This window comes from Streptomyces sp. NPDC059900 (assembly GCF_050270335.1).
Classification (GTDB): domain Bacteria; phylum Actinomycetota; class Actinomycetes; order Streptomycetales; family Streptomycetaceae; genus Streptomyces.
In genome coordinates, this window is sequence record NZ_JBNNJZ010000263.1 from 1 (window position 1) to 11,121 (window position 11,121).

Below are 11,121 nucleotides of genomic sequence, written 5' to 3' on the forward strand. Positions count from 1 at the left end.
CTTCTGCTGTGGTGGCGGCCTATCGCGCGGGTGCGCAGCCGGCCGGTGAGGGGGTCTGTGTCGACCTCGATGCGGATGCCGTACGTGTCGGACAGGCGCTCGGGCCGCAGTACGTCTTCGGGGGCACCGTCGGCGACGATGCGCCCGGAGTCGAGGAGGGCGATCCGGTCGGCGACGGCGGCCGCCTGGTCGAGGTCGTGCAGGACGACGCCGACGGCGATGCCGCCGTCGTCCGCGAGGTCACGCATCAGGTCGAGGAGTTCGATCTGGTAGCGCAGGTCGAGGTAGGTGGTCGGCTCGTCGAGGAGGAGCACGCCGGTCTCCTGGGCCAGGCAGCTGGCGAGCCACACCCGCTGCAACTGCCCGCCGGAGAGCTGGTCGACGGCGCGGTCGGCGAAGCCGTCGACGCCCGTCATGACGAGCACCCGGTCCACCACGGCGGCGCCCCCGGTGTCGGCCTGTCCCCAGCGGCCCCGGTAGGGGTAGCGGCCGAACTCCACGACGTCACGGACGGTCAGGCCGCCGGGCGTGGGGCGGCCTTGGGTCAGCAGGGCGACGCGCCGGGCGAACTGGCGGGCGGTGAGGTCGAAGCCGTCGGCGGCGTCGCCCGTGCCGGAGTCGAGGGTCAGCGTGCCGTGCCGGGCGTCCTGGAGGCGGGCGACGGTGCGCAGCAGCGTCGACTTGCCGCTGCCGTTGGGGCCGACGAGGGCGGTCACTTCGCCGGGCCTGAGCTGGAGGGCCGCGTCGTGCACGACATCGACGCCGTCGTACGACACGGTCATGTGCTCGGCGGACAGTTCGTGACCGCGCGGACGTGTGGCGCTACCTGCGCGTTCACCTGATCTCACGGCGTGAAGGTTAGCCTAACCTTATTCTGGCTGGAAGTAGGGGGTCGGAATCCGGGCGAAGCGAACGAGCGATGCCACAGCAACCACGACCGGATGAACCCCCGCGACCGGATGAACCCCCCGACGCAGCGGTGCCGCCCACCGAAGGGATCGATGGGCGGCACCGGTGAAGCCGTGCGTCAGTACAGCTTGTTGACGGCCTTGATGGTCGTGGCCTTGAAGTCGGCCACCTGGGCATTGGCGAAGTTGCCCATCTGCCCCCACTTGACGAGCGTCACCGTGGTGCCGTCCCGGCCGACCGAGAACATGTTGATGTCGTTGGCTCCCCACGAGGCTTCGGTGTGGACGCCGTAGACGTGCGCACCCTCCTCGACGTTCAGCTTCCCGTAGTACTTCTGCTTCGCGGTGATCTCCGGGTCCTGCTTCATCAGCTTCTCCGCGCAGCCGTCCAGGTTCTTGCGCAGCAGGGCCGCGAAGTCCTTGGCACGCTGCTCGCTGCGCTCGACGACCGTCACCTGGAGGGCGCCGGTGTCCAGGTCCGTGCGGTAGGAGCGGTGCACGGAGATCGACGGCAGGGCCTCCCCCACGCACATCGGCAGCGGGTCGGGCTGCCCTGCGGTCACCGGTCCCGCCGTCCACGCCGAGGTCGCGTGCGGCGGCAGTTCGGACGGCGCCAGGAACCGGGGCGAGCCGGCGGCGGCCGCCGGGCTCGTACCGGCCACCACACCCGCCACGGCCACCGCGGCACCCAGGGCACACAGTCCTCGGCTCATACGAACGCTCATGATCGTCAACTCCCCGTTTCGGAAAGGCCAGCTTGCCTGTTGCTGACACCTACGCCCCTTACGACCCGCGACACCCCGCGCCCGTTGCCCCCGTCCGCGTCACAGCCCTGTCCCCTATGTCATAGAACGGCAACTTCCGCTCAGCGTTGACGTGCGCGGACCCGCTTTAACCCACGGGTGGCGGGAAGGGGAAGATTGCTTTCCGCCCGCATCCGCGTGACGGAACCGCGCGGCGCGTGTCCAAGGGGTCGAGCCGGGAAAGGTGGCGAGTGCGCCGCCTGCAACACACAACGAGGAGTAGCCCCATGGACAGTTCCGCGACGCCCGCGCGCGCGGCATCCGCCCGCGTCTCGGACGGGCCGGGCGCGCTGCCCGCCCCCGCCGGGCGGACCGGAACCCCCTCCCCGTGGGCACGGCGGGGTGCCGCGCTGCGCCGCACTCCGGTGGCCATGTGGAACGACGACGTGTCGGACTGGGCCGCGGCCCTGACGTACTACGCGATCCTCGCCCTGCTGCCCGCCCTCCTGGTCACGGTCAGCCTCATCAGCCTGGTGAGCCCCGGCACGACGCAGACCCTCATAGCCGAGGTCACCGACTGGGCTCCCGCACAGTCGGGCAGCGCCCTGAACGAGGCGCTGAGCGAGATGGCGGGCGCGCGATCGGCCGCGGTGACGGTCGTGGTCGGCGGCGCCGTCAGCGCGCTGTGGTCCGCGTCCAGCTACGCGGCCGTCTTCCGGCGCGCGCTGCACGCGATGCACGGCGTGCCGGACACGCGGCCCGCGTGGCGCAAGGCGCACCGTGTGCTGATGACCGCCGTCTCGCTGCTCGCGCTGCTCACCGCCAGTGCGCTGGTGCTCGTCCTGAGCGGCGGTCTCGTCCAGGCCGTGGGACGTCGCGCCGGGGTCGGCGACGCCGGCCAGGCGGTCTGGAGTGTCCTGAAATGGCCCGCTCTGGTCTGTCTGGTGGTCCTGCTGGTGCTCGTGCTCTTCCGCAACGCGCCGCCTTCGGAGCGCGGTTGGCGCCGCAGCCTGCCGGGCGGCTTGCTGGCCGCGCTGCTCTGGCTCGTCTCCTCGGGCCTTTTCACTCTGTACGCCTCGGGCTTCGGCACCTACGGCAAGCTCTACGGCTCCCTGGCGGGGGTGGTCGTCTTCCTGGTGTGGCTCTGGGTCTCGAATCTGGCACTGCTGGCGGGCGCCCAATTCACGGTGGAGATGAACCGCGCACCCGCGGAGCCCGTCACTCGTATGGCGTAAGCGCGGGTGCGGTGGGGCGGATTGGGCCGGGGAGCCGCAAACAGCCCTGTCGGGAGGGTTTCGGCGCACCGTCCGCACACGCTCAGTAACTCTTCTGGTTGCGGCACGCACCGGCGTGGCGCGCGATGGAGGGGACGCGTGCGACGTCCGTGGCGAGATTCGATTCTGCCCGTCGCGCGCTGCGAGGGAGTGATCACCCATGACTCAGGGCGAGGCCTTCACCAGCGCCGACGGGCTCGCGGGCCTGACGGCCTATGACCGTACCGGCGAAAAGATCGGCAGCGTCGAGCAGGTATATCTCGACGACCGAACTGGGCGTCCCGAGTGGGTGACCGTCAAGACCGGTCTCTTCGGCATGAAGCAGAGCTTCGTGCCGCTCGCCGGTGCCCGCCGCCAGCAGGACGAGCTGCACGTGGCGGCCACCAAGGAGGCCGTCAAGGAGGCCCCGCGCGTGGATGCCGACCAGCACCTCGACCAGAGCGAGGAGCAGGACCTCTACGCGCACTACGGCCTCACCCGGCCCACGCAGTCCCGCACCACCCCGGCGGCAGGCGGCCGCGGCAACGCGGGCATGGCCGGAGCAGGCGCCGGAGCCGGCATGGGCATGGCTGCCGGCGAGCGCGAGATGGCGACGAGCCGCTCCGCTGCGCGCGACGACCACAAGAACGAAATGATCCGCTCCGAGGAGCAGCTGCACGTCGGCACCGAGGAGCAGGAGGTCGGCCACGCCCGGCTGCGCAAGGTGGTCGTCAACGAGGACGTGAAGGCCTCGGTCCCGCTCTCCCACGAGGAGGTCCGCGTCGTACGCGAGCCCATCCGCGAGGGCGACCGCACCCGGGCGAACATCGGCGAGGAGCAGACCGAGGTGACCCTGCACGCCGAGCGGGCGGTGGTCAGCAAGGAGTCCGTCCCGGTCGAGCGGGTGCGCCTGGAGACCGAGAAGGTCACCGAGACCCAGGAGGTCTCCGACACCGTGCGCAAGGAGCAGATCGAGTTCGACGACGCCAAGGGCGAGCGCCGCATGAAGGGCGAGCGCGGCGCCAAGGGCGAGAACTGGCGTGACCGGAAGCAGGGCCCCAGCCACTGACGCCCCGCAGGGCGCCCCGGTAGCGGGCAGCCGACGGTGGAGGGAGGGAGCACTCGGCAGGAGTGCTCCCTCCCTCCACGTGCGCGTTCTGCGACGCGGACGATCTGGAATGTGGCACAGGTCACTCCGCCCGCCCGTCACAGCCGCACGCCGTGCTCCATCCCGTGTGTGAAACGACTGCACAACGGGAGGCACATATGAAGGGCGTGGTGGTGGGAGCCGGCTACGTGGGGACTATCGCGGCGAACCGGCTGGCCAAGAAGGTCGAGTCCGCCGAGATCACGGTGATCAACCCCCGTCCGGAGTTCGTCGAACGGGTACGGCTGCACGAACAGATCGCCGGGACCGGCTCCGCGGCGACCCCGCTGGCGTCGATGCTGGGCGAGGGGATCACGACCCGGATCGGCACCGTCGACAAGATCGGCGACGGACAGGTCACCCTCGACGACGGGACGAGCCTCGACTTCGACCATCTGTTCCTCGCGGTGGGCAGCACGGTCGCACCGCTGCCGGGCACCGTCGCGGTGGGGACCTGGGAAGGCGCGCAGGAGGCGCGGACCGCGCTGGCAGCCCTGCCCGGCGGCAGGACGGTCACCGTCATCGGCGGCGGCCTCACGGGCATCGAGACGGCGTCCGAGATCGCCGCGGGCCGGCCCGATCTCCGCGTGCGGATCGTGGGAGAGACGATCGGCGGGAGCCTGTCGGCGGGAGCACGCAAGCGCGTGCGAGCGGCCCTGGCCCGCCTGGGCGTCGAGGTCGTGGAAGACGCCGTCACCCGGGTCGAGTCCGGAGCCGGGGAGCAAGGCGGCGACCTGGTGGGGCTCCGCTCGCGCCCGCACCTCACCTCCGACCTCACCCTGTGGGCGATCATCGGAAGCATCCCCGACCTGGCCGCCCGCAGCGGGCTCGAGGTGGCTGCCGACGGGCGGGCGGTGGTCGACGAGAACCTGCGCAGTGTCACCGACCCGCGGATCTTCGTCGTCGGTGACTGCGCGGCGGTTCCGGGCTCCCGGGTGGCCTGTGCGACGGCCATGCCCCAGGGCGCGCACGCGGCGGATACGCTGGCGAGGATGATCCACAACCGTGAGCCCGAGCCCTACTCCATGGGCTACACCGGCCAGGCGGTGAGCCTGGGCCGCAACGACGGGCTGCTGCAGGTGGCCCGCAGGAACGACACCGTGCGCGGGCTCCACTTCGCCGGGCGCACGGCGGCCGTCGTCAAGGAACGCGTCTGCCGTTACGCGAAGTTCGGTGCCCGCACCGCCACCTACGCCTGGCTGCGGGGCCCGAAGTGACCGACCGGCCCGACCCCGCGGACGAGTTCGCCTCGCACCGGGCCCTGCTGTTCTCGATCGCCTACGAGATCCTCGGCTCGGTCGCCGACGCCGAAGACGTCTTGCAGGACAGCTACTTGCGGTGGCGTTCGGTGAATCACACCTCGGTGGAGAACGCCCGGGCCTACCTGGCGCAGATCGTCACGCGGCAGGCGCTCGGCGTGCTGCGCTCGGCCGTGCGCCGCCGGGAGGAGTACGTGGGGCCCTGGCTGCCCGAGCCGCTGCTGACCTCGGCGGCCGCGGACGCCCCCGAGGGCTTGGACCACGTGCTCACCGGCGAGGCGGTGACCACCGCCATGCTGCTGGTCCTGGAGTCCCTGACCCCCACCCAGCGCGCGGTGTTCGTGCTGCGCGAGGTCTTCGGCTTCGGCTACCCGGAGATCGCCGCGGCGGTGGACAAGTCCGAGGACGCGGTGCGGCAGTTGAACCAGCGCGGCGGCACACCGCGGTCGCAAGCCCCGCCGAGGCACGGCCCGTCGTCGAGCGGTTCATGACGGCGGCCTCGACCGCCGACGTCCAGGGCCTCATGGACCTGCTGGCACCCGACGTGGTCTTCCTGGCCGACGGCGGCGGAATCGTGAACGCGGTACGGCGGCCCGTGGCCGGTCCCGACAAGGTGGCCAGTCTGCTTCTGGGGCTCCTGGACAAGGGTGCGCGCATGGGCGAACTCGACATCCGTATGACCACCTACAACGGAATGCACTCCCTCGTGGTGCTCATCGACGGCCGCCTCGACCAGATGACCTCGGTCGAGATCCGCGACGGTGTCGTGACGGCGGTCTATTGCGTCCGCAACCCGGAGAAGCTCAACTCGATCAAGGTGTGAGAACACCGCAGGCGCCCCGGCCGGGAATATCCGCCCCGGCCGGGGGCGTCCGTCCCGGACGAAGACCAACACGCGGGCTGTGCCCCGGCACCAGCCCAAGGAAGGAAAGAAGACCGTGCCCACCAAGACACTGCAGATCCCCACCGCCGACGGCCGGGCCGACGCCTTCGCCGCCTACCCCGACCACGGCGTGCGGCACCCGGGAGTACTGCTGTACCCGGACGCCTTCGGTCTGCGGCCCGAGTTGGAGGACAAGGCCCGCGAACTGGCCGAGCGCGGGTACTACGTACTCGTCCCCAATCTCTACTACCGGCAGGGCCCCGCGCCGGTGATCGAACTTCCCGGGCACATCGGAGAAGAGGACCGGCCCGCGGTCTTCGGCCGGCTGAAGCCGCTGGTCGAGGCGCACACCACCGAGCGCATCCTGCGTGACGCCGACGCCTACCTCACCTTCCTCGGCGCTCAGCCCGAGGTCGGCGCAGGGCCGGTCGGCGCGATCGGCTACTGCCTGGGCGCCGCGCTCGCGCTGCGTACCGCGACGGCCCACCCCGACCGGGTGGCCGCCGTCGCCGGGTTCCACCCCGGCTTCGTGGTCACCGACGCCCCCGACAGCCCGCACCGCCTCGTCGGGAAGCTCGCCGCCGAAGTCCACCTCGGCCTCGCCGAGGGCGACCTGACGTCCGAGGCGATCGGTGACCTCCACCGGTCCCTGGACGCCGCGGGTGTCACCCACTCCATCGAGATCTACCCCGGCACCGTCCACGGCTTCACCATGTCCGACACCGACGCCTTCGACGCCTCCGCGCTCCAGCACCACTGGGACCGTCTGCTCCCCCTCCTGGAGCGCACCCTGTCCAGGAGCTGAGGCATCCGGCACCGGGGCCGGCCTCAGCGGCCGAATTTCTCGATGGCCGCCGGGGTCACGGGGGTGAAGAAGTTGACCAGGTTGCCGTCGGGGTCGCGGAACAGGAGCGAGCGGTTGCCCCAGGGCAGCGTGGTGGGCTCGTTCACGAAGTCCGTCACGAAGCCGGTCAGGTTCTTGTACACGCCGTCCACGTCGTCGACGAGGAATTCGAGGATGACGCTGTGGTTGTCGGCCGGGCGGGCGGATCCGGGCGAGAACAGCGGGACCGTACGGGTGCTGCCGATCGCCAGGGTCGCGGAGGCGCCCCTGAGCTCGGCGAAGTCCTCGGTGGCCCAGTCGGCGGCAACCCCGGTGGCCCGCTCGTAGAAGTCGACGAGACGTGCGACGTCGCTCGTGATGATGCGGACAGAGACGAAGTTCATGGGTTCTCTCCTGGTCGTTCCGTGCTTCTGACCAGAGGCTATGACCAATACCGGGCAGAACCCGCCCGGTATATCGGGGAGACTTCTGACCATGCCTCGCCCCATCGCCCGCGTGCTCACCCTGCTGGAGCTCCTCCAGTCGGGCGGCACCAGAACCGCGTCCGAACTCGCCGACCGGCTCGACGTCGACGAACGCACCGTGCGGCACTACGTCAGCCACCTCCTCGACCTCGACGTGCCCGTCGAAGCGGTACGCGGCCGCTACGGCGGCTACCGCCTCTCCCCCGGCTACCGCATGCCTCCGCTGATGCTCGGCGACGAGGAGGCACTGGCCGTGCTGCTCGGCCTGGTCGCGGGGAGGCGGACCGGCCTGACGACCGCCACCGGCACGGCGGGCGAGACGGCCGCCGCCAAGATCCGCCGCGTACTGCCCGAGCGGCTGCGGCTCAGACTCGACGCCGTGCTCGACTCCCTTGCCTTCACCACTGCGCCCGGCGAATCGGCCACCCCGGAATCCGGGGTCCTGCTGCCGCTCGCCGACGCGGTGAACCACCACCGGCCGGTCTCGATCCGGTACACCGACAGGAACGGCCGCGGCAGCGAACGCACCCTGCACCCGTACGGGCTCGTCGCCCACTCGGGCAAGTGGTACGTGACCGGGGCGGACCTCACGAGCGGCCAGGAGCGCACCTTGCGCCTGGACCGCATCACCGACGTGCGGACCCTGCCGGGCTCGTTCGAGCCGCCCGCCGGACTCGACCCGGCCGAGCGCGTACTGACCGGGCTCGCCACTGCTCCGTACCGGCATGAGGTGACCCTGCGCGTCCAGGGCACCGCCGAGCACATCGACACCCGGCTCCCGCCGAGTGTCGCGGTCGTGGCGGAACTGCCGGACCCGCAGACCCCGGAGGGCGCAGATCCGCAGGCCGAGCCCTGGTCCCGGGTCGAGATGCGCGTGGACCGGCTCGACTGGCTGCCTGCCGTACTGGCCTCGCTGGACCGGCCCTTCGTCATCGAGCGCCCGGACGAACTCCGCGGCCTGGTCGAGGCCCTGGCCGATCGTCTCAGGCACTCCGCCCGGGCCGGGCGCTCCTAGCGGCCCGCACCCTTGGAGTGCCCGGCGGTGATGTGTCTCAGCGGAAGGCGGCGATGTTGCGGGCGACCCAGTCGGCGAAGGGGCGCGGGGCGCGGCCGAGGACTCGTTCCACGTCCGGGCTGATGTGCAGTTCGGCCGGGGTCGGGGCGGAGATGATGTCCAGGGTGTCGTCGGCGAGTTCGGCCGGCACGAAGCGGGTCATCGCCGCCTTGGCCTCGTCGCGGGTGAGTTCGTGGAACCGTACGGGCGAGCCGAGCGCGGCGGCGATCGCCTCCGCCTGACCGCGCGGTGTGATCACCTCCGGCCCGGTCAGCTCGTACACCCCGCCGGTGTGGCGCTCGTCGAGCAGACAGGCCGCCGCGACCTCGGCGATGTCCGCCGGGTCGATGACCGGCACACCCACGTCACCGAAGGGCGCGGCGACCGTGCCTTGGGTGCGGACGGACTCCGCCCAGGCCAGGGCGTTGGAGGCGAAGCCGCCCGGTCGCACGACGGCCCAGTCGAGGCCGGAGCCGCGCAACGTGTCCTCCAACGCCCGCATCGCGATCCGCGACGGGCCGAGCGGTCTGGTCGTCACGCCCTGCGAGGACAGCAGGACGACCCGGCGGACGCCGGAAGCCGCGGCCAGGTCGATGATGTCGGCCGGCCTGGCTTCGGGGCCGTGCAGATCGCCGGACAACAGGAGGAAGAGGGCTTTCGCCCCGTCCAACGCGGGCGTGAGGCTTGCTGGTTCGGCCAGGTCGGCCGCCACGTGCCGCACTCCGTCCGGCAGGGGTGCCGCGTGCCGCGACACCGCGGTCACCTGCTCGCCCGCCTCGGTCAGGGCCTGCGTCAAAGGCCGGCCCACGTTTCCGGTAGCCCCGGTCACCACGATCATGTTCAGCTCCTCGTCCGTCGTGCACTGCTGGTCCGTTGTGGACTGCGGGAATTGACGCTAGGAGCCGGGCTTACTTTCCGTAAGGACATACCTGGAGGTAAGCTCCCGACATGCAGGAAGGCGCGCAGCTGACACCGGCAGGAGCGGGTCCTCGGTATGAGGTGTTTCACACCGACTGCCCCGCGCGGGACATGGTCGACCACGTCACCAGCAGGTGGGGCATCTGGGTCCTGATCTCCTTGCGGAGCAACGACCTACGTTTCTACGAGCTGCGCGACAGCATCCACGGCATCAGCGAGAAGATGCTCGCGCAGACCCTGCGCGCGCTGGTCAAGGATGGTCTGGTCTGGCGCGAGGTGGAGCCGACGACGCCGCCTCAAGTCACCTACGGGCTGACCGACTTCGGCCGGGACATCGGTGAGCCGCTGACGGATCTCTTCGACCGGATCACCCGGCACCTGCCGCCTCGCGGCCAGGGATAGCGCGCCGCCCCGCCGACACCCCCGGGGTCATTAGCATGGGCCGGATGATGACGGCCGATGACGTGGTGTTCGTACTGGACCTGCTGCGGCGGGCGAAGACGGATGTCTGGGTCGGCGGCGGATGGGGAATCGACGCCCTGATCGGCGAGCGGACCCGCGACCACCGCGACCTGGACCTGATGCACCGCCAGGACCAGGAGAGCGCCGTCCTCGCGGCCCTCTCCGCGGAGGGTTTCACCGAGAGCCTCGACCAGCGGCCCGTCCGGTTCGTCGTCACGGCTCCGGACGGGCGTGAGATCGATCTGCATCCGCTGGTGTTCTCCGACGACGGATCGGCGGTGCAGGCCTCCCCCGATCCGCAGCGCCCCTTCGGCTATCCCGCCGCGTGCTTCGTGACGGGCACCGTCCGCGGGACGCCCGTCCCGTGCCTCTCCGCCGAGCAGCAGGTCTACTTCCACCGGGGCTACGAACCCTCGGAACGCGACCGGCACGACATGGCGCAACTCCGCCGCGTCTTCGGGATCGCCACCCACTTCTGACGGGCCGGGTCAGTGGCCGCGAGCTGCATCCGCGCCGGTCGCGCCGATCCGGCACCCCACCGCCGCCGCGGTGATGACCTTCTCGTACTGGTCGTCGTCGAGCAGGACAGTGAGCCCGCAGGCGATCCCCCAGGCGACCTGGGCGGCGCCTTCGCCGAGCGCCAGTCCCTGCTTGTGGAGCTCCCGCCCGAGGTAGTGGCTGTGGAGCTCCCCCTGGCCCACGCAGTCTTCGCGACGCCCGACGGCTTCGATCCAGCAGTCCGTGAAAGTCTCGTACTGGGCGTCACCGATCAGTCGGCGCAGTTGCTCGAGCTGGGCGTGGGCGGCACGAAGGTGCAGCGGCCACGTCCGGGAGGTGCCGAACTGCGCTTCCATGGCCTGCGTCAGGTCGATCCGCCGGAACATCACGTCGAGAGGGTCGTAGGTCATGATCTCTCGGTAGCGGTTGCTGACATCCGGTCAACGAAGGCTCGCTGCGGGCTCCCCCGTGTAGCTGAGCACCGATCCCGAAACATCACCCGTTCGTGTTCGTGTCCATGAATAAGAATCATGTACATGACCATTGACGTGTCCACGCCGCAGCAATAGCTTCCAGGAAAGCGCTTTCTGGCTGCATGTGCAAGGCATGCTTCCGCAGCCGTTCACCCCGGCGAACTCCGCCTCCACCGAATCCGATCAACCTGGAGACCCTCGATGCACATACGACC

14 protein-coding genes are annotated in these 11,121 nt (G+C 70.7%); 9 read left to right on the plus strand and 5 right to left on the minus strand.

The genetic code is table 11. The features are described from left to right. Nucleotides 1-782, minus strand: a 782-nt coding sequence (locus ACQKIP_RS27890; protein ID WP_427744441.1) for an ABC transporter ATP-binding protein, incomplete at its 3' end; no start/stop codon positions are given. 245 nt (nt 783-1,027) lie between these two features. Then, nucleotides 1,028-1,621 carry a hypothetical protein gene (locus ACQKIP_RS27895; protein WP_365855925.1) on the minus strand — a complete coding sequence of 198 codons (594 nt, stop codon included), beginning with the start codon at nt 1,619-1,621 and terminating at the stop codon, nt 1,028-1,030. 317 nt (nt 1,622-1,938) lie between these two features. Between ACQKIP_RS27895 and ACQKIP_RS27900 the strand changes: the two genes are divergently transcribed. The 6 genes from ACQKIP_RS27900 to ACQKIP_RS27925 all read left to right on the plus strand — a co-directional run bounded on the left by ACQKIP_RS27900 (nt 1,939) and on the right by ACQKIP_RS27925 (nt 6,998). After that, nucleotides 1,939-2,886, plus strand: a complete 948-nt coding sequence (locus ACQKIP_RS27900) for a YihY/virulence factor BrkB family protein (RefSeq protein WP_365855923.1) — start codon at nt 1,939-1,941, stop codon at nt 2,884-2,886. 199 nt (nt 2,887-3,085) lie between these two features. Then, nucleotides 3,086-3,973 carry a PRC and DUF2382 domain-containing protein gene (locus ACQKIP_RS27905; protein ID WP_365855922.1) on the plus strand — a complete coding sequence of 296 codons (888 nt, stop codon included), beginning with the start codon at nt 3,086-3,088 and terminating at the stop codon, nt 3,971-3,973. Nucleotides 3,974-4,170: 197 nt separating this feature from the next. Then, nucleotides 4,171-5,268, plus strand: a complete 1,098-nt coding sequence (locus tag ACQKIP_RS27910) for an NAD(P)/FAD-dependent oxidoreductase (RefSeq protein WP_365855920.1) — start codon at nt 4,171-4,173, stop codon at nt 5,266-5,268. Beyond that, nucleotides 5,265-5,801 (plus strand): sigma-70 family RNA polymerase sigma factor, encoded by a 537-nt coding sequence (locus tag ACQKIP_RS27915; RefSeq protein WP_365855918.1) that lies wholly within the window; start codon nt 5,265-5,267, stop codon nt 5,799-5,801. Before ACQKIP_RS27910 ends, ACQKIP_RS27915 begins: the two co-directional genes overlap by 4 nt. Next, on the plus strand, nt 5,798-6,133 hold the full coding sequence (locus tag ACQKIP_RS27920) for a hypothetical protein (protein ID WP_365855916.1): 336 nt from the start codon (nt 5,798-5,800) through the stop codon (nt 6,131-6,133). The genes ACQKIP_RS27915 and ACQKIP_RS27920 overlap by 4 nt, the downstream gene beginning before the upstream one ends. A gap of 115 nt (nt 6,134-6,248) precedes the next feature. Continuing rightward, on the plus strand, nt 6,249-6,998 hold the full coding sequence (locus ACQKIP_RS27925; RefSeq protein ID WP_365855914.1) for a dienelactone hydrolase family protein: 750 nt from the start codon (nt 6,249-6,251) through the stop codon (nt 6,996-6,998). Between the two features lie 23 nt (nt 6,999-7,021). Here ACQKIP_RS27925 and ACQKIP_RS27930 read toward each other — a convergent pair whose 3' ends face one another. Then, nucleotides 7,022-7,420 carry a VOC family protein gene (locus ACQKIP_RS27930; protein ID WP_365855912.1) on the minus strand — a complete coding sequence of 133 codons (399 nt, stop codon included), beginning with the start codon at nt 7,418-7,420 and terminating at the stop codon, nt 7,022-7,024. 91 nt (nt 7,421-7,511) lie between these two features. Here ACQKIP_RS27930 and ACQKIP_RS27935 point away from each other — a divergent pair, with 91 nt between their 5' ends. After that, nucleotides 7,512-8,516 carry a helix-turn-helix transcriptional regulator gene (locus tag ACQKIP_RS27935; RefSeq protein WP_365855910.1) on the plus strand — a complete coding sequence of 335 codons (1,005 nt, stop codon included), beginning with the start codon at nt 7,512-7,514 and terminating at the stop codon, nt 8,514-8,516. Nucleotides 8,517-8,553: 37 nt separating this feature from the next. Here the strand turns inward: ACQKIP_RS27935 and ACQKIP_RS27940 are convergent, their stop codons facing one another. Next, a complete protein-coding gene (locus tag ACQKIP_RS27940) occupies nt 8,554-9,393 on the minus strand; it encodes an SDR family oxidoreductase (protein WP_365855908.1) in 840 nt (279 codons plus the stop codon). A gap of 110 nt (nt 9,394-9,503) precedes the next feature. Here ACQKIP_RS27940 and ACQKIP_RS27945 point away from each other — a divergent pair, with 110 nt between their 5' ends. Together ACQKIP_RS27945 and ACQKIP_RS27950 are read left to right on the plus strand one after the other, a co-directional pair. Continuing rightward, a complete protein-coding gene (locus ACQKIP_RS27945; RefSeq protein ID WP_365855906.1) occupies nt 9,504-9,875 on the plus strand; it encodes a winged helix-turn-helix transcriptional regulator in 372 nt (123 codons plus the stop codon). 44 nt (nt 9,876-9,919) lie between these two features. Next, nucleotides 9,920-10,414, plus strand: coding sequence for a nucleotidyltransferase domain-containing protein (locus ACQKIP_RS27950; RefSeq protein ID WP_365855904.1), 495 nt, complete (start codon nt 9,920-9,922; stop codon nt 10,412-10,414). A gap of 9 nt (nt 10,415-10,423) precedes the next feature. On the opposite strand, the gene ACQKIP_RS27955 is transcribed toward ACQKIP_RS27950, so the two are convergent. Continuing rightward, the gene (locus tag ACQKIP_RS27955; RefSeq protein ID WP_427744439.1) at nt 10,424-10,843 is read right to left on the minus strand and encodes a hypothetical protein; all 420 of its coding nucleotides are present in this window, start codon (nt 10,841-10,843) and stop codon (nt 10,424-10,426) included. Between the last annotated feature and the right edge of the window lie 278 nt (nt 10,844-11,121).

Excerpts from the sequence above, each read along its gene's own strand:
- ACQKIP_RS27945 (WP_365855906.1), top strand. The coding sequence starts at position 9,504 with ATGCAGGAAGGCGCGCAGCTGACACCGGCAGGAGCGGGTCCTCGGTAT.
- ACQKIP_RS27920 (WP_365855916.1), top strand. The coding sequence starts at position 5,798 with ATGACGGCGGCCTCGACCGCCGACGTCCAGGGCCTCATGGACCTGCTG.
- ACQKIP_RS27900 (WP_365855923.1), top strand. The coding sequence starts at position 1,939 with ATGGACAGTTCCGCGACGCCCGCGCGCGCGGCATCCGCCCGCGTCTCG.
- ACQKIP_RS27905 (WP_365855922.1), top strand. The coding sequence starts at position 3,086 with ATGACTCAGGGCGAGGCCTTCACCAGCGCCGACGGGCTCGCGGGCCTG.
- ACQKIP_RS27940 (WP_365855908.1), bottom strand. The coding sequence starts at position 9,393 with ATGATCGTGGTGACCGGGGCTACCGGAAACGTGGGCCGGCCTTTGACG.
- ACQKIP_RS27930 (WP_365855912.1), bottom strand. The coding sequence starts at position 7,420 with ATGAACTTCGTCTCTGTCCGCATCATCACGAGCGACGTCGCACGTCTC.
- ACQKIP_RS27950 (WP_365855904.1), top strand. The coding sequence starts at position 9,920 with ATGATGACGGCCGATGACGTGGTGTTCGTACTGGACCTGCTGCGGCGG.
- ACQKIP_RS27955 (WP_427744439.1), bottom strand. The coding sequence starts at position 10,843 with ATGACCTACGACCCTCTCGACGTGATGTTCCGGCGGATCGACCTGACG.
- ACQKIP_RS27895 (WP_365855925.1), bottom strand. The coding sequence starts at position 1,621 with ATGAGCCGAGGACTGTGTGCCCTGGGTGCCGCGGTGGCCGTGGCGGGT.
- ACQKIP_RS27910 (WP_365855920.1), top strand. The coding sequence starts at position 4,171 with ATGAAGGGCGTGGTGGTGGGAGCCGGCTACGTGGGGACTATCGCGGCG.
- ACQKIP_RS27935 (WP_365855910.1), top strand. The coding sequence starts at position 7,512 with ATGCCTCGCCCCATCGCCCGCGTGCTCACCCTGCTGGAGCTCCTCCAG.